This is a genomic window from Xanthomonas sp. NCPPB 2933 (assembly GCF_056725225.1).
This window is the reverse complement of the sequence record NZ_CM161518.1, coordinates 2525566-2541216: the sequence shown is the minus strand read 5'-3', so window position 1 is coordinate 2541216 and position 15651 is coordinate 2525566. Positions and strand designations below refer to the sequence as shown.

General features: G+C 62.7%; 16 protein-coding genes. 7 read left to right on the top strand and 9 right to left on the bottom strand.

Annotated elements, in window-relative coordinates:
- Window positions 1–40: 40 nt before the first annotated feature.
- The gene (locus AC1PLU_RS10460; RefSeq protein ID WP_023904140.1) at window positions 41–361 is read left to right on the top strand and encodes a DUF1244 domain-containing protein; all 321 of its coding nucleotides are present in this window, start codon (window positions 41–43) and stop codon (window positions 359–361) included.
- Between the two features lie 120 nt (window positions 362–481).
- Here AC1PLU_RS10460 and AC1PLU_RS10455 read toward each other — a convergent pair whose 3' ends face one another.
- From AC1PLU_RS10455 to cmk, 9 genes are all read right to left on the bottom strand, one after another.
- Window positions 482–2338, bottom strand: coding sequence for a monovalent cation:proton antiporter-2 (CPA2) family protein (locus tag AC1PLU_RS10455; RefSeq protein ID WP_481108384.1), 1857 nt, complete (start codon window positions 2336–2338; stop codon window positions 482–484).
- 175 nt (window positions 2339–2513) lie between these two features.
- Entirely contained in the window at window positions 2514–3407 is an 894-nt protein-coding gene (gene galU / locus AC1PLU_RS10450; protein ID WP_006451184.1) for a UTP--glucose-1-phosphate uridylyltransferase GalU, read from the bottom strand.
- On the bottom strand, window positions 3407–5314 hold the full coding sequence (locus AC1PLU_RS10445; RefSeq protein ID WP_481108383.1) for a polysaccharide biosynthesis protein: 1908 nt from the start codon (window positions 5312–5314) through the stop codon (window positions 3407–3409). Before AC1PLU_RS10445 ends, galU begins: the two co-directional genes overlap by 1 nt.
- 13 nt (window positions 5315–5327) lie before the next feature.
- A complete protein-coding gene (locus tag AC1PLU_RS10440) occupies window positions 5328–6302 on the bottom strand; it encodes an MraY family glycosyltransferase (RefSeq protein WP_481108382.1) in 975 nt (324 codons plus the stop codon).
- Window positions 6302–7480: a lipopolysaccharide assembly protein LapB gene (gene lapB, locus AC1PLU_RS10435; protein ID WP_006451181.1), complete on the bottom strand. Its 1179-nt coding sequence runs from the start codon at window positions 7478–7480 to the stop codon at window positions 6302–6304. The genes AC1PLU_RS10440 and lapB overlap by 1 nt, the downstream gene beginning before the upstream one ends.
- Window positions 7481–7486: 6 nt before the next feature.
- Window positions 7487–7792 carry a lipopolysaccharide assembly protein LapA domain-containing protein gene (locus AC1PLU_RS10430; RefSeq protein WP_481108381.1) on the bottom strand — a complete coding sequence of 102 codons (306 nt, stop codon included), beginning with the start codon at window positions 7790–7792 and terminating at the stop codon, window positions 7487–7489.
- Between the two features lie 67 nt (window positions 7793–7859).
- Window positions 7860–8171 carry an integration host factor subunit beta gene (locus tag AC1PLU_RS10425; RefSeq protein ID WP_481108380.1) on the bottom strand — a complete coding sequence of 104 codons (312 nt, stop codon included), beginning with the start codon at window positions 8169–8171 and terminating at the stop codon, window positions 7860–7862.
- An 89-nt stretch (window positions 8172–8260) separates the two neighbouring features.
- Entirely contained in the window at window positions 8261–9949 is a 1689-nt protein-coding gene (gene rpsA, locus AC1PLU_RS10420) for a 30S ribosomal protein S1 (protein WP_023904145.1), read from the bottom strand.
- Window positions 9950–10133: 184 nt separating this feature from the next.
- The gene (cmk, locus tag AC1PLU_RS10415; protein WP_115040129.1) at window positions 10134–10817 is read right to left on the bottom strand and encodes a (d)CMP kinase; all 684 of its coding nucleotides are present in this window, start codon (window positions 10815–10817) and stop codon (window positions 10134–10136) included.
- A gap of 173 nt (window positions 10818–10990) precedes the next feature.
- Between cmk and ykgO the strand changes: the two genes are divergently transcribed.
- The 6 genes from ykgO to AC1PLU_RS10385 all read left to right on the top strand — a co-directional run bounded on the left by ykgO (window position 10991) and on the right by AC1PLU_RS10385 (window position 15571).
- A complete protein-coding gene (gene ykgO, locus AC1PLU_RS10410) occupies window positions 10991–11116 on the top strand; it encodes a type B 50S ribosomal protein L36 (protein WP_005913193.1) in 126 nt (41 codons plus the stop codon).
- A gap of 258 nt (window positions 11117–11374) precedes the next feature.
- On the top strand, window positions 11375–11710 hold the full coding sequence (locus AC1PLU_RS10405) for a hypothetical protein (protein ID WP_104550831.1): 336 nt from the start codon (window positions 11375–11377) through the stop codon (window positions 11708–11710).
- A 107-nt stretch (window positions 11711–11817) separates the two neighbouring features.
- Window positions 11818–12852, top strand: coding sequence for an agmatine deiminase family protein (locus AC1PLU_RS10400; protein ID WP_481108379.1), 1035 nt, complete (start codon window positions 11818–11820; stop codon window positions 12850–12852).
- 77 nt (window positions 12853–12929) lie between these two features.
- Window positions 12930–13814: a carbon-nitrogen hydrolase gene (locus tag AC1PLU_RS10395; RefSeq protein WP_104550843.1), complete on the top strand. Its 885-nt coding sequence runs from the start codon at window positions 12930–12932 to the stop codon at window positions 13812–13814.
- A gap of 4 nt (window positions 13815–13818) precedes the next feature.
- Entirely contained in the window at window positions 13819–14346 is a 528-nt protein-coding gene (locus tag AC1PLU_RS10390) for an N-acetyltransferase family protein (RefSeq protein ID WP_481093341.1), read from the top strand.
- Window positions 14339–15571, top strand: a complete 1233-nt coding sequence (locus tag AC1PLU_RS10385) for a TraB/GumN family protein (protein WP_023904151.1) — start codon at window positions 14339–14341, stop codon at window positions 15569–15571. Before AC1PLU_RS10390 ends, AC1PLU_RS10385 begins: the two co-directional genes overlap by 8 nt.
- Window positions 15572–15651 lie beyond the last annotated feature (80 nt).

Sequence of the window (15651 nt, the reverse complement as noted above, 5' to 3'; positions counted from 1 at the left end):
GGTGTAGAGTCGAAGGCCGTCTATTGTCCCCGATTCCGTCATGACCGACACCACCTCAACGCCCGATTCAATCACCACCTCTATCGAAGCGGCCGCATTTCGCCGTCTGTTGCAGCATCTCAACCAGGACCGGCTCGATGTGCAGAACATCGATCTGATGATCCTGGCCGGCTTCTGCCGCAATTGCCTGGGCGACTGGTACCGCGAAGCCGCCGAAGCGCACGGCCAACCGATGAGCAAGGATCAGGCGCGCGAAGCGGTGTATGGCATGCCGTTCGCCGACTGGAAACAGCAGCACCAGAAAGACGCCACGCCCGAGCAGTTGGAAGCCTTCGCTGCCGCTCAACGCACGCACGGCTGAGTCGATCGGCTGGCGGCTGACGCATGGGCGCCGGCTACGTTGGCGCCCAATGTGTTTTCTCGACCAGCCAATGCAAGCGCAGCGCTGAACACGTGTCGGCGCTCACCCTGCACACGCGGCTCAGTCGCGGGCCGCTTCTTCTACCTGATTGGCCTGCGGCACCGCATCGGGATTGAGCGTGCGGCTTTCGCGCCGCGGCGGGGTAAATGGCGTGGGCTTGGGCACGGTCGGCGTGATATTGCCGTACATCAGCCCTGACACAGCACCGGCACGCGTGTTGCCGGCCGCAATCTCCAATTCGAAACGCTCGGCATCGCGACGCCGGATCTCGCGCGCGATGGTGACGGCCTCGTCCTCGTCAACGCCCAACTCGACCAGGGCCGCTTGACCGAACGCCACCGCCGACTCGAAGGTCTCGCGGATCTGGTAATCCACGCCGGCAGCGACCAACTGCAACGAATGCTCACGATCGTACGAGCGCACCAACAATCGGGCGTGCGGGAACTCGCGCGTTGCCAGCTCCACGATGCGATTGGCCGCCTCGCGGCTGTCGACGCACACCGCAATCGCGCGTGCGCTGTGCGCACCGGACGCATGCAATACATCCAGCCGGGTGCCGTCGCCGTAGTAGATCTTGAAACCAAACTCCTCCGCGCTCTGGATCATCTCGATGTCGTTGTCGATGATGGTCACGTCCACATCGCGCGCCAGCAGCGACTGGCTGGCGACCTGACCGAAGCGCCCAAACCCGATGATCAGCACGCTGCCGGTCTGGTCACTGACTGCTTCCACGCCCTCCAGCGACGGCTTGGCGGCCGGCGTCAGCCGGCGCTGCAGCAGCACGAACAACGGCGTCAGCGCCATCGACACCACCACGATCGCGGTCAGGCTGGCGTTGACCTGTGCATCGATGACCCCGGAAGCCGATGCCGCGGCAAACAGCACGAAGGCGAACTCGCCGCCCTGCGCCATCAGCACGCCACGGTCCAGCGCCTGGCGATGATCGCTGCGCATCAGCCGTGCCACCGCATAGATGCACACGCCCTTGCCGACCATCAAGGCCAGCACGCCGGCAACGATCAGCCGCCAGTCCGCCGCAACCACGTGCAGGTCCAGGCTCATGCCGACGCCGAGGAAGAACAGCCCCAGCAGAATCCCGCGAAACGGCTCGATGTCCGCTTCGATCTGATGGCGGAAGGTGGATTCGGACAGCAGCACACCGGCCAGAAACGCCCCCATCGCCATCGACAACCCACCCACCTGCATCAACAGCGCCGCGCCCAGTACCACCAGCAAGGCAGCCGCCGTCATCACCTCGCGTGCCTTGGACGCAGCCAGGATCCGGAACAAGGGATTGAGCAGCCAGCGCCCTGCCACCAATAACCCGACGATGCAGGCCAGACCGATGCCGATGTCCTGCCAGCGCTGCGACGCCGCCTGCGGATCGCCGTTGGACCCCATCCAGGCCACGATCGCCAGCAGCGGCACGATCAACAGATCTTCGAACAGCAGAATCGCCACGATCTTTTGACCCGGCGGCAAGGCGACATCGCCACGCTCGGCCAGCAATTGCATCACCACCGCCGTGGAGGTCAGCACGAAGCCGGACGCGGCGACAAACGCCACCGGCGGCGCAAAGCCGAGCAACATGCCGATGCCGGTCAGTACCAGCGTGCAGACCGCAATCTGAGCGGTCCCAAGACCGAAGATCTCCTTGCGCAGACTCCACAGGTGGGACGGCCGCATCTCCAGCCCGATCACGAACAGGAACATCACCACGCCCAACTCGGCCACATGTAGGATCGCCTGCGGCTCATCGAACAACCCCAGGCCGAACGGACCAATCGCCAATCCCGCAGCCAGGTACCCCAACACCGAGCCCAGGCCCAGACGACGGAACAAGGGGATCGCAACGACGGCAGCGCCCAGCAGCACGACGACGTTGATCAGTTCACTGGATTCGGCAGCTTGGCTCATGCCAAGGATTCTAGCGGCACAGGCTTGGCGTTGCCCTGCACCTGCGTGCGCATCGGTCGATCAGCCAGCTCTTCCACATCGATCTCGACCAGCACGTCGACCCTGATCTGCGACGCCCCAAATGACGAACGACGCCGGATGGCGTCGTTCGTGGATGCAGGCAATGACCGGGTAATCAGCCGCGCGCGTCGGCCTCGGCCAGCGCAGCACGCAGGATTTCCTTGGCCGGCCCACCATGCTTCTCGTGCTCGAGCGCGAAATGCACCGTGGCCTCGATCAGGCCGATGTGCGCGCCGCAATCGAAACGACGGCCTTCGAAGCGATACGCATCGACCGTTTCCTGCTGCAACAGCCCGGCAATCGCATCGGTCAGCTGGATTTCGCCGCCTGCGCCAGCGCCGGTTTCTTCGAGCAGTTCGAAGATCTTCGGGCTGAGCACGTAACGACCGACCACCGCCAGATTGCTTGGTGCCACTTCCGGCTTGGGCTTTTCGACGATGGCGTTGATACGCCCCTTGCGACCATCGAATGCATCGGTGGCCACGATGCCGTAACTGGCGGTCTTGTCGTGTGGCACGTCCTCGACGGCAATGACGCTGCCGCCGGAGGCTTCGGCCACATCGGCCATCTGGGTCAGCGCACCAGCACCGCGGTTCCAGATGAGATCGTCAGGCAACAACACCGCGAACGGCTCGTCGCCGACCACGGCCTTGGCGCACAGCACCGCATGACCCAGACCCAGTGCCTCGGCCTGCGTCACGAAAATAGCACGCACGCCTTCGGGCAATGCATGACGCACCAGCTCCAGCTGTTCGAGCTTGCCGGCACGCTCGAGCTTCTGCTCAAGCTCGTAAGCCTTGTCGAAGTAGTCGGCGATCGAGTGCTTGTAGCGATTGGTCACGAAGATCAACGTATCGCAACCGGCCTGGATGGCCTCGTCGACGGCATACTGGATCAACGGTTTGTCGATGATTGGCAGCATTTCTTTCGGCACCGTCTTGGTTGCCGGAAGAAAGCGGGTCCCAAGACCTGCGACGGGGAATACGGCCTTGCGAATACGCTTGCTCATTAAAGTCTTCTGACCTCACGTGCGGGGAATGGAACGACCGTATCAGATCGCGTGTCGACTTTCCGTCGAGCAGCCGCAAAATCCGGCATCAGACTGCCGAACACAGTCTCCATTGCCTTGATGTCATAGCGGTTAACTGCCTCACGCAAGCGCGTCACCAGCTGCAACACCTGCTCGTGCGAGAACTCGCGCACACCGGCTTCCAGGATCTTGGGATGCGCGGTGGGACGATAGTCTTCGTCCGAATAGAACAGCGTTTCATGCAGCTTCTCGCCCGGACGCAAGCCGGTATAGAGAATCGCCACATCCTTGCCCGGCTGCTTGCCGGCAAGCCGAATCATCTGCTCGGCCAGCAAGCGGATCGGCACCGGCTCGCCCATGTCCAATGTGTAGATCGCACCATGCGAAGCGGAGGCAGCGGCCTGCACCACCAACTGGCAGGCTTCGGGGATGGTCATGAAGTATCGCGTCACATCCGGGTGCGTCACCGTGACTGGCCCGCCCTGACGGATCTGCTCACGGAACAACGGCACCACGCTGCCGGCCGAATCCAGCACGTTGCCGAAGCGCACGGTGATGAAGCGCGTCGGCGCATCGCGTGCGTCAAGACTCTGGCAGATCATCTCCGCATAGCGCTTGCTCGCGCCCAACACATTGACCGGCTCGACGGCCTTGTCGGTAGAGATGAAGACGAACGTCTCGATACGCGCACGCTGACAGGCGCGCGCCACGTTCTCGGTTGCCAGCACGTTGTTGCGCACCGCTTCGCGCAACTGCTCTTCCAGCAACGGCACCTGCTTGTAGGCGGCGGCATGGAACACCGCATCCGGAGTCGCAGTGTTCAGCGCATACGCGACCACGGCCGGGTCGCCGCAATCGCCGAGCACACGCACCACTTCGATATCGGGGAACAGCCGGCGCAGATCCGAATCGATGGTCAGCAATGCCAGCTCGTCGATTTCCAGTAGCACAATCCGACGCGCACCATGCCGCGCGCACTGGCGGCAGACTTCCGAGCCGATCGAACCGCCAGCGCCGGTGACCATCACCGTCTTGTTGGTCAGCCAATCGCGGATCAGGCGCCAATCGGGCGTAACCGGCTTGCGATTGAGCAGGTCCTCGATCGCGACCTCCTTCAATTCGCCAGGCAAGGAGCGCCCTTCCAGCACATTGATCAGCTTGGGCACCATACGGAATGGCAAACCGGTGCTTTCGCAGATCGCCACCACGCGCTGCATTCCCGAGGCATCCAGCGACGGGATCGCGATCACCAGCAGCTTGGCCGCCGTCTCCTTGGCGATCGATGCGGCCTGATCCAGGTTACCCAGCACGTTGAGGCCCTGGATCTTGGCACCATGCAGGTTGCTGGCGTCGTCCAGATACCCGACCGGCACGAACGTGCCGCTACGACGAAGATCGCGCACCAGCCCCTCGGCAGCGCGACCGGCGCCCAGGATCAACACGCGCTGCGCGGCATCGCCGGAATGCGCGATCTGATAATCCTTCCAGGCGCGATACAGCAGACGCGGCGTGCCCAGCAATGCCGATAGCGCGAACGGATAGACCACCAGCACCGACAGCGGCACCCCGTCCAGGCGGTCGTAAGACAGCGCCAGCACGATCGCGACCAGACCAAGGAAACTGGACTTGAAGATATTCCACAGGTCCGGCACCGAGGCGAATCGCCACAGCCCGCGATACAACCCCATCTTCCAGAACACCAGCCCCTGCGCGACCAGCACCACCGCAGTGCGCCAATCCCACAGTGGAAGGTCGGGCGCGTCGCGCAGCATCGAGTAGCGGCCGGCATGCAGCAGTTGCCAGCACACCCACACCATCAACAGATCGTGCAGTACGACTGCCGCTTGCGGCAACACTTTGGTCAAACGGTCACGCCAGGAAATCATAAAAGTCCATTACTCAGGAATTGCGCAGTCCATCGCGCAGAAAGTGCCAGATCGCGGTAGTACCTGCAGCCCAGGTCAGGGCGCCGACTACCTGCATCCAAACCGGATCATGACGAATTAACACATACAAGCAGAACGCAGCGACGCTGAAAGCGAAATAAACACCCGTTACCGGAACGTGCGTCTCAAGCTGGCGTGCAAGTCGTTGATAGACGTGCTGAGCATGCGGCTCCCACCAACGTTGCCCGGCGAGCATGCGAGACAGCAACGTGAAGCCGGCGTCTACGAGAAATGCGGTCAATGGCAGCCAACCGATCCACCAGCTCACCTTCCCGCTAGCCACGGTGAGTGCGAGCAACGCGGCCAGCACATATCCCAGCGCGCCACTGCCGCCATCGCCCAGAAAAATGCGCGCGCGCGGAAAATTGAACGGCAAGAACCCCAGGCAGGACGCCGCAACTGCAAGACCCGCCCATGCCCATGCGCCGGGCAAGACAAACGCAAATGCCAACGCCGCCAATGCCGCCTGGCTGGAAGCCAGACCGTTGATGCCGTCCATGAAATTCCAGACGTTGATCAACACGACAGACGCCACCGCGCTGAGCACGCCATCCCAGACATTGCCAGTGGAGTGACTGACCAAGACTCCCAGAGACGCCGATGCCGTCAGATGGATCGCAAAACGCAGCCTGGCCGACAGTGGACGATGGTCGTCCCACCAACCCACGCCTGCCACCAGTACCAGCCCGACGGCGAACCAGCCAATGACCATGCGAGCAGCCGGCCAGAACACCGTGGCAGCGATGCAACCCAGCAGGATTGCCGCCACGATCGCCATGCCACCGCCACGCGGGGTCGCGATCACATGACTGCGGCGCTCGCCCGGCTGATCCAGCAGGCGGCGATGCAAGGCATAACGGCGCAACAGCCAAGTTCCCAGCGCTGCGACCACCAGGTGCGACAGGCACCACAGCCAGACCTGCGGCATTAGACCACCGCGTAGTTCAACAGCGGTTTGACCGTGCCCCATTCCTTGCAGCTCGGGCATTGCCAGTGATGCGTCTTGGCGCCGAAGCCGCAGCGGGTGCAGCGGTAGCTTGGGTTACGTACCAGCAGCTGGTCGGTGATGTGCTTGAGATCCTGCAGCGTGCCAACCGGGTCGCTGCCTTCGGCCAGGGTGAGATCGATCAACGCCGATTCGCCACGTACCGACGGCCGATCCTTGAGCTGGCGCCCCAGGTACGCCAACGCAGGTGCCACCCCATCCTGCGCTTCCATCAACTGGGTCAGCGCCAAGACCGGTGCGATGCCACGATAGTGCTCGGTCATCTCCGACAGGAAGTTGCGCGCGCCAGCGATGTCGCCGACCCGGCGATAGGCTGCCATCAATGCAGGAATGATTTCCGGCAGGTATTCCGGGTCATGCCGCGCCGCTCGTTCAAATGCGCGTACCGCCGCTTCGTCATGACCGCGCTCGGCTTCGATGCGGCCTTCCAGAATGCCCGCACGCACGGACGTACCGTCGGCCTGGTAGGCACGGGCGACGGCCTGAAGCGCCTCGTCGGTCTTGCTCGAACCGCGATAGCGATCGGCCAGCTCGCACTCGAATTGGGAAATCAGCTTGCCCATCGGCTCGCCGGTGACTTCTTCGTAGCGGGTGGCGTTGTCGATCGCTTTTTCCCAATCGCGCTCGGCCTGATAGATGCCAATCAGGTGCCGCAATGCCTGTGGCGCGCGTTGATCCAGCTGCGCCAACTCGGTGAAGACTGTTTCGGCGCGATCCAGCAGACCGGACTTCATGTAGTCCTCGCCCAGCGCCAGCAAGGCCTGCACACGCTGCTGATCGGTCAGGTCGGCGCGCTGCACCAACCCCTGATGCAAACGAATCGCACGATCGACTTCACCACGACGACGGAACAGATGCCCCAGCGCGACCTGCGTTTCGAAGGTTTCCTTGTCCAGTTCGGCGATGTGCAGAAACAGCTCGATCGCCTTGTCCGGCTGCTCGTTGAGCAGATAGTTCAGACCGCGAAAATAGGTACTGGAAAGACGACTGACCTGCGTATCGCCGTGGCGCTGACCGCCACGACGGCCGACGATCCACCCGCCCAGTGCTGCCAGCGGCACAAACAGGAAGAACCAGATCCACTCGGTCAGAAATTCCATACGTACTTACAGTCCATCGATGGGGCGCGTCTGGACTGCGGCAGGCGCAACGGGCCCGGCGTCGACGCGACTGACCGCAACAGCCTTGTTGGCCTGGCGCAATCGGGAATAGAGGGGAATGACCACACTGACCAGCACCATGCCGGCACCGATCAACACACCGACCAGCAGCGCGACGATGATCGCGACTCCGGAGGTCGTGTGCACACTTGAGAACAGGAAATCGAGAGTGACATCCTGGGAATTGACCGCACCGATGATCAGACCAACCAGCAGGAAGGCCAACATCACCAGCAAGCGAAACACCTTCATGGACAGACTCCGTCGGGAAGGGGCCTAGCTTAACCGAGCCGACATAAACACAGCGGTAGAACGATCTTCAATCTGCCGCATCGGCCAGATCGAGGGGCACCACGGAGCTGACACGCTCACGTAATTCCTTGCCCGGCTTGAAGTGCGGAACATGCTTGCCCGGCAGCGCAACCGATTCGCCGGTCTTGGGATTACGCCCCAGACGTGGCGGACGGTAATGCAGCGAAAAACTGCCGAACCCGCGGATTTCGATCCGATCACCATCGGAGAGCGCTTGCCCCATCATTTCCAGCAGCGATTTGACTGCCAGATCCACGTCGTCCGACTTCAGATGCGCTTGGCGTTGCGCCAGGATTTCAATCAATTCGGACTTGGTCATGGGAAGACTTGCTTTTTTCGACTGACACATCGGAATCGGCCCGGGGCAAGCCCGGGCCGATCCATCACGCTCTTGCGAGCGCTACGCGCTTACTCGGACTTGTTGCTGTTCAACTGTGCACGCAGCAGCGCGCCCAGCTGAGTCATGCCGCCCGACGCTGCGGAGGAGGACTGGTATTCCTCCATCGTTTCGCGCATTTCGGCATCGTCCTTGGCCTTGATCGACAGCTGCAGGGTGCGGCCCTTACGGTCCATGCCCACGAACTTGGCTTCGATCTTGTCGCCGACCTTCAGGTGCTGGGTCGCGTCGTCGACGCGCTCGTTGGCGATGTCGCGTGCAGCGACGTAGCCTTCGATGCCGTCGGCCAGGTCGATGGTGGCGCCCTTGGCGTCCACTTCACGTACCACGCCTTCGACCTTCGAACCCTTCGGGTTGGACGCCATGTACTGGCCGAACGGGTCCTGCTCCAGCTGCTTGACGCCCAGGCTGATGCGCTCACGTTCCGGGTCCACTGCCAGCACAACGGCTTCCAGCGTGTCGCCCTTCTTGTAGTTGCGCACGACATCTTCGCCGGTGGTGTTCCAGCTGATGTCGGACAGGTGCACCAGACCGTCGATGCCGCCGTCCAGACCGATGAAGATGCCGAAGTCGGTGATCGACTTGATCTGACCGGACACCTTGTCGTTCTTCTTGTGGGTGGCAGCGAAGGTTTCCCACGGATTGGCGGCAACCTGCTTCATGCCCAGCGAGATGCGGCGACGCTCCTCGTCGACATCCAGCACCATCACTTCGACTTCGTCACCAACCTGCACAACCTTGGACGGGTTGACGTTTTTGTTGGTCCAATCCATCTCGGAGACGTGCACCAGACCTTCGACGCCCGGCTCGATTTCGACGAATGCGCCGTAATCGGTGACGTTGGAGACCTTGCCGAACACGCGGCTGTTGGCCGGGTAACGACGGGCGATGTTGTCCCACGGATCTTCGCCCAGCTGCTTCAGGCCGAGGCTGACGCGGTTACGCTCGCGATCGAACTTCAACACGCGCACGTCGAGCTCGTCGCCGACATTGACGACTTCGGACGGATGGCGCACGCGCTTCCAGGCCATGTCGGTGATGTGCAGCAGACCGTCGATACCGCCCAGGTCCACGAACGCGCCGTAATCGGTCAGGTTCTTGACGACACCCTTCAGGATCGCGCCTTCCTGCAGCTTGTCCATCAGCTGCTCGCGCTCTTCCGAGTGCTCGCTCTCGACCACTGCACGACGCGAAACCACCACGTTGTTGCGCTTGCGGTCCAGCTTGATCAGCTTGAACTCGAGTTCCTTGCCTTCCAGGTAGGCCGGGTCGCGCACCGGGCGCACATCCACCAGCGAACCAGGCAGGAACGCGCGAACATCCTTGATGTCCACGGTGAAACCACCCTTGACCTTGCCGCTGATGCGACCGGTGATGGTTTCGTTCTTTTCCAACGCCTCTTCCAGCTCGTCCCACACCATTGCGCGCTTGGCCTTCTCGCGCGACAGCACGGTCTCACCGAAGCCGTTCTCGATGGAATCGAGGGCAACCTTGACCTGGTCGCCTACGCCGACATCGATCTCGCCAGCGTCATTACGGAACTGCTCGATCGGCACGATGCCTTCGGACTTCAAGCCAGCGTTGATCACCACCACGTCGCCGCGCACTTCCACGACGGTACCGGTGACGATCGAGCCCGGCTTCAGCTTCGCCAGATTGGCTTGACTGGCTTCGAACAGTTCAGCAAAAGATTCTGTCATTTGAATTTTACTCAGTTGAACACACGGGCGTTGATCGTCGGATTGCGACAGATACGAGCCGCCCAGCCTGTTGGTCGACTCCGGACAGCGAGTCGGTTAAGTAGTCATAGAACCGCCACACGGGATGTGCGGCAGAGCCTTGGAACGCCTTACGGTCGGCGGGACGTGCCCGCTTGCGGAACGCTTACGACGACGTGCGAGCGGCTAACAACCCGACCACACGCTGGACGACATCTTCGATTCCCATCCCGCTGGTATCGATCAGCACGGCGTCTTCGGCCGGCCGTAATGGCGCCACCACCCGCTGCGCATCACGCGCATCGCGAGCCATGATCTCGCGCAGCAGGTCGTCAAAGATAACCGAAACACCCTTTTCCATCAACTGTTTATGGCGACGGCCCGCACGTTCCTCGGCACTGGCGGTCAGAAAGACCTTGAATGCGGCATCCGGGAAGATCACCGTGCCCATGTCGCGCCCATCGGCAACCAGGCCGGGCGCTCGCCTGAATGCGCGCTGGCGCTCTTTCAGGGCACTGCGCACCTCGGGAATGGCCGCAATTGCAGAGGCCAGCGCACCGGTCGTTTCCAGGCGCAACTCGCTGGTGGCGTCCACGCCATTGACCAGCACCCGCAGCCCCGCCTCGCCTGCGTCATCGAATTCGACCTTGGTGTCGAAGGTGCAACGCACCAGCGCCGCCGGGTCGGACACGTCCAGATCGGCCCAGCTCGCTGCAACACCGACGGCGCGGTACAGTGCGCCCGAATCGAGGTAGTGCCAGCCCAACCGCGCGGCCACGATCCGGCTCACGGTGCCCTTGCCGGCACCGGAGGGTCCGTCGATGGTGAGGACGGGCGAAAGGTCGGTCATTCAGGTTTCCGGAAGGTAATGAAGCGACCAGTGTAGCGCCGCTCGCAGCGATTCGGATGCAACCACTTGAAAGCACGACGAAAAGCCGGTTAGAATTGCCGGCTTAATTCCGGGTGCACCCTCGATAGCGGGCACTCTTCCATCGAATCCAACCGTTTACGCCGAGGTGTGCCATGAAAGTCCTGTCCTCCCTGAAGTCTGCGAAGACCCGTCACCGCGACTGCAAGGTGGTCCGCCGCCGTGGCAAGGTGTTCGTGATCTGCAAGTCGAACCCGCGTTTCAAGGCCCGTCAGCGCTAAGCCTTTGCTGCGCGTGCAAGACCCGAGAAAGCCGCCTTCGGGCGGTTTTTTCTTGGCCGATGTTTCCTGGCCGATGGAGACTGCACGGGCATCGTCTTGACGGACACCGTGATGCGCCTGGGTGCGGCGGTCGAGGACGTCCCGGCGCAGCGTGCCGGAACTTGCGCGTCGTCATCGGGGGAGCAATGGCACCAACGCCTGACCTGGTTTTTTGCTGTAATCACCATTCGAAGTCTTGTCCACTGGGGAGTAGATGACATGCGCAACCGTTTGTTTGTGATGCCGCCGATCATGCTGGCAATCGCGCTGATGGGGATCAGTGCCGTTGCCTCGGCCGACACACTGTTGGTCGATCGTGCAAAGCAAAAGCCCGCCGCCGCCCTTCCCTTGCGTGGCGACAGCATGAGCCAGGTCGAAGGCCGTTACGGCGCGCCGCAGGAAAAGTTGGATCCGCGCGGTGGCCAGAAGCGTCAGTGGCCGACCATCCATCGCTGGGTGTATCCGGCTTTTACCGTGTATTTCGAAAAGAGCCGGGTGATCGACGTGGTGGCCAATCAGGCCGATGCGAACGAGATCGGGCCCAAGCCGCTTTGATGCGAGCCGATGTTGTGTAGATCCCTCTACAAGAGCCCGCACATCCGTGTGCGGGGATTTGATTAACAGCCTGGCTTCGGTTGGGCATTGATGGGTATTTGTTAGGTATGACCGATAGCGTTCGCTTTCCTGCCGAGTGGGAACCTCAATCCGCCGTGTTGATCGCGTGGCCGCATGCGGGCACCGATTGGGCCGAGCGTCTGGCCGAGGTGGAAGAGACCTATATCGCGCTGGTGACGGCGATTTCCCGTTTCGAGCCGGTGATCGTCTGCGTGGCCGATGACGATCTGCAGATTTATGCCGAAGCGCGGCTGCGTTCGGCGCGGGTGGACATGGCGCGCGTGCGCTTTGTGATTGCGGCCTACAACGACACCTGGCTGCGTGATTCGGGGCCGATCACGTTGCGCCAGGATGGCGGTTTCCGGCTGATGGATTTCCGCTTCACCGGCTGGGGCGGCAAGTTCGAGGCCAGCCTGGACGATCAATTGGTCACCTCGCTGGATATAGCGCAGGTGTTCGTGCCGGCGCAGGTGCAGACGGTCGACTTTGCGCTGGAAGGCGGTGCAATCGAGACAGATGGTGCCGGTACCTTGCTGACCACCTGGAAGTGCCTGCACGAGCGGCACCCGCAGCGCTCGCGCGAATCGTTGAGCAGCGATCTTGCTGCGTGGTTGTCGCAGGAGCGTGTGCTGTGGCTGGATCACGGCTATCTGGAAGGCGACGACACCGACGCGCATATCGATACGCTGGCGCGCTTTGCCGGCCCGGATGCGATCGTCTACCAGGGCTGCGATGTAGCCACCGATTCGCATTACACCGAACTGCAGGCGATGGGCGCCGAACTGGCTGCACTGCGCAAGGCCGATGGGCAGCCGTATCGCCTGTTCGTGTTGCCGTGGGCCGAGCCGATTCTCGACCACGGCCGCCGTCTTGCGGCCTCGTATGCCAATTTCCTGATCGTCAACGGTGCGGTGCTGATGCCCGCCTATGGCGACAAGGCCGATGCAACTGCGCAGGCAGTGCTGGCCGAAGCATTCCCGCAGCATGAAATCGTGCCAGTGCCGTGTCGGGCGCTGATCTGGCAGAACGGCAGCCTGCACTGTTTGACCATGCAACTGCCCGCCGGTCTGTTGGCCGCCTGAGTCATTCCTGTTCCGGCCGGCAGGCCGGTGTTACGCCATGGCGCGCTACCCTGTGCGCCACCTAGTTGGATGCTGCCATGACCCGTCATCTCCTTCCCGTCGCGCTGATCCAGGAGCGCAACCACGGCGACGCCGAGGCCAATCTGGCCATCATTGAGTCGCGCGTGGCCGAAGCCGCTGCGCAGGGCGCCAAGCTGGTGCTGCTGCAGGAACTGCATAACGGCGCGTACTTCTGCCAGCACGAGTCGGTGGACGAATTCGATCTGGCCGAGCCGATTCCCGGCCCCAGCACCGAGCGCCTCGGCGCGCTGGCCAAGCAACATGGCGTGGTGCTGGTGGCCTCGTTGTTCGAGCGGCGCGCTGCCGGGCTGTATCACAACACGGCGGTGGTGTTCGAAAAGGACGGCCGCCTGCTCGGAAAATACCGCAAGATGCATATCCCCGACGACCCGGGTTTTTACGAGAAGTTCTACTTCACGCCGGGCGATCTGGGCTTCACGCCAATCGATACTTCGGTGGGTCGTCTCGGCGTGCTGGTGTGCTGGGATCAGTGGTACCCCGAGGCTGCGCGCCTGATGGCGCTGGCCGGTGCGGAACTGCTGCTCTACCCCACCGCGATCGGCTGGGATCCGGACGATCAGCAACCCGAACAGGAGCGTCAGCGCGATGCGTGGGTGCTCAGCCATCGCGGCCATGCAGTGGCCAACGGTGTGCCGGTGCTGTCGTGCAACCGCGTGGGGCATGAGCCTTCGCCGATGGGCGCCTCGGGCATCCAGTTCTGGGGCAACAGCCATGTGCTGGGGCCGCAGGGCGAATTCATCGCCGAAGCCGGCCAGGAGCCGACGGTGCTGGTATGCGATGTCGATCTGCAGCGCAGCGAGCATGTGCGGCGCATCTGGCCGTTCCTGCGCGATCGCCGCATCGATGCGTATGGCGATCTGCTCAAGCGTTACATCGACTGACCGCATGCCTGTCGAGGTACGCGAGGTCCGCGAGGCGGACATCCCGGCGATCACCGCGATCTATGCGGAGCAGATCGCCGGGGTCAACAGCTACGAATACAGCGCTCCGTCGAGCGACGAGATGCGCACGCGGGTGCGCGCCACCGTAGATGCCGGGTATCCGTATCTGGTCGCCGAACGCGATGCTGCAGTGGTCGGTTATGCCTATGCTGGCGCGTACCGCGCACGTGCGGGGTATCGCTGGACCGTGGAGAATTCGATCTACCTTGCCAGCGACATGCAAGGACGTGGCATCGGCAAGGCCTTGTTGGGCGAGCTGATCGCACGCTGTGAACAACGCGGCTATCGACAGATGATTGCGGTGATCGGCGATGCCGAGAATCAGGCATCGCGACGGCTGCATGAACGTTTTGGTTTTCGCACGGTCGGAGTGTTCACCGGAATCGGCCGCAAGCATGGCCGCTGGCTGGACGGTTTGCAGATGCAACGCCCGCTCGGCCCCGGTGACACCGCCCCTCCTTCTGATGAATGACCCAATGACTGAGCAGACCACCCACGTTCTGGACGATGCGCTGTCCGGCCAGCCGCACCGCATCGTCGAACGCGATGGCGTGCGCTACACCTTGCTCGGCACTGCGCATGTCTCGCTGGCCAGCGTGGCCGCGGTGCAGCGGGCGATCGGCAGCGGGCGCTACGACGCGGTGGCGGTGGAACTGGATGCACAGCGCCTGCAGGCGCTCAGCGACCCGGACGCCCTCGCCCGCCTGGACCTGGTGCAGGTGATCCGCAAGGGCCGCGTGGCATTGTTCGCAGCGAACCTGGCACTGGCGGCTTATCAGCGCCGCCTGGCCAAGCAGCTCGGCATCGAGCCAGGTGCGGAATTGAAGGAGGCGGTCAATCTGGCGCGCGCACAAGGCTTGCCGGTGCATCTGATCGATCGCGAGGTCGGCCTGACCTTCAAGCGCGCCTCCGGGCGGCTGGGATTCTTCGGCAAGATGAAGCTGGCCGGCGGCTTGCTGAGCGGCTTGTTCGCCGCCGATGAGGTGGGCGAAGAGGAAATCGAAAAACTCAAGCAAGGCGACATGCTGGAGGCGAGCTTCGGCGATTTCGCCAGCGAAAGCCCGGAGCTGTACGAGACCGTGATTGCCGAGCGCGATCAGTACATGGCTGCGCGTCTGCGCGAGGAAGCCAACGCCGGTCAGCACGAGGTGCTGGCGGTGGTCGGCGCGGGACATCTGGCAGGTCTTGCGCGGCATCTGGAACAGGACACCGATGCACCCGGCCCGCTGCGCGAATCGCTGGAATACGTGCAGCAACGCAAGCGCGTTCCATGGATCACGCTGGGCGTGCTGGCGGTCATCATCGTTGGCATCGGGATCGGTTTCTGGCGCGGCGGCCTGAGTATGGGCGCCGATTTGTTGTTGCAATGGGCGATGTACACCGGCGGTATGGCGGCGCTGGGTTGTCTGCTGGCCGGCAGTCATCCCTTGAGCATTTTGACCGCTGCGGTGGTCGCGCCGTTCAAGCCGTTCCGACTGAGCGTACCGACCGGCGCGTTCGCCGCGTTGGTCGAGGTGCATATGCGCAAGCCGGCCTATGGCGATTTCCTGACGCTGCGCGACGATGCGCAGACCTTGCGCGGCTGGTACCGCAATCGCGTCTCGCGTGTGGTGCTGACGTTTCTGCTGACCAACTTTGGCAGCATGGCCGGTGTGTGGCTGGCGGGTGTGCAGATCTTCAATCGTCTGCATGGTTGATTGCGGCGGCGATGCGTTGCGCTGCAATCCGCGAAACATTCGTTGCCTTTCGTAGGAGCGCCCCTGGGCGCGATGGGGTT

Bases quoted from the DNA above. Each gene is read 5' to 3' on its own strand.
- AC1PLU_RS10445 (WP_481108383.1), bottom strand. From the start codon at position 5,314: ATGATTTCCTGGCGTGACCGTTTGACCAAAGTGTTGCCGCAAGCGGCA.
- galU (WP_006451184.1), bottom strand. From the start codon at position 3,407: ATGAGCAAGCGTATTCGCAAGGCCGTATTCCCCGTCGCAGGTCTTGGG.
- AC1PLU_RS10440 (WP_481108382.1), bottom strand. From the start codon at position 6,302: ATGCCGCAGGTCTGGCTGTGGTGCCTGTCGCACCTGGTGGTCGCAGCG.
- ykgO (WP_005913193.1), top strand. From the start codon at position 10,991: ATGAAAGTCCTGTCCTCCCTGAAGTCTGCGAAGACCCGTCACCGCGAC.
- AC1PLU_RS10385 (WP_023904151.1), top strand. From the start codon at position 14,339: ATGAATGACCCAATGACTGAGCAGACCACCCACGTTCTGGACGATGCG.
- AC1PLU_RS10430 (WP_481108381.1), bottom strand. From the start codon at position 7,792: ATGAAGGTGTTTCGCTTGCTGGTGATGTTGGCCTTCCTGCTGGTTGGT.
- AC1PLU_RS10400 (WP_481108379.1), top strand. From the start codon at position 11,818: ATGACCGATAGCGTTCGCTTTCCTGCCGAGTGGGAACCTCAATCCGCC.
- AC1PLU_RS10395 (WP_104550843.1), top strand. From the start codon at position 12,930: ATGACCCGTCATCTCCTTCCCGTCGCGCTGATCCAGGAGCGCAACCAC.
- cmk (WP_115040129.1), bottom strand. From the start codon at position 10,817: ATGACCGACCTTTCGCCCGTCCTCACCATCGACGGACCCTCCGGTGCC.
- AC1PLU_RS10425 (WP_481108380.1), bottom strand. From the start codon at position 8,171: ATGACCAAGTCCGAATTGATTGAAATCCTGGCGCAACGCCAAGCGCAT.
- AC1PLU_RS10390 (WP_481093341.1), top strand. From the start codon at position 13,819: ATGCCTGTCGAGGTACGCGAGGTCCGCGAGGCGGACATCCCGGCGATC.
- AC1PLU_RS10455 (WP_481108384.1), bottom strand. From the start codon at position 2,338: ATGAGCCAAGCTGCCGAATCCAGTGAACTGATCAACGTCGTCGTGCTG.
- rpsA (WP_023904145.1), bottom strand. From the start codon at position 9,949: ATGACAGAATCTTTTGCTGAACTGTTCGAAGCCAGTCAAGCCAATCTG.
- AC1PLU_RS10460 (WP_023904140.1), top strand. From the start codon at position 41: ATGACCGACACCACCTCAACGCCCGATTCAATCACCACCTCTATCGAA.
- lapB (WP_006451181.1), bottom strand. From the start codon at position 7,480: ATGGAATTTCTGACCGAGTGGATCTGGTTCTTCCTGTTTGTGCCGCTG.
- AC1PLU_RS10405 (WP_104550831.1), top strand. From the start codon at position 11,375: ATGCGCAACCGTTTGTTTGTGATGCCGCCGATCATGCTGGCAATCGCG.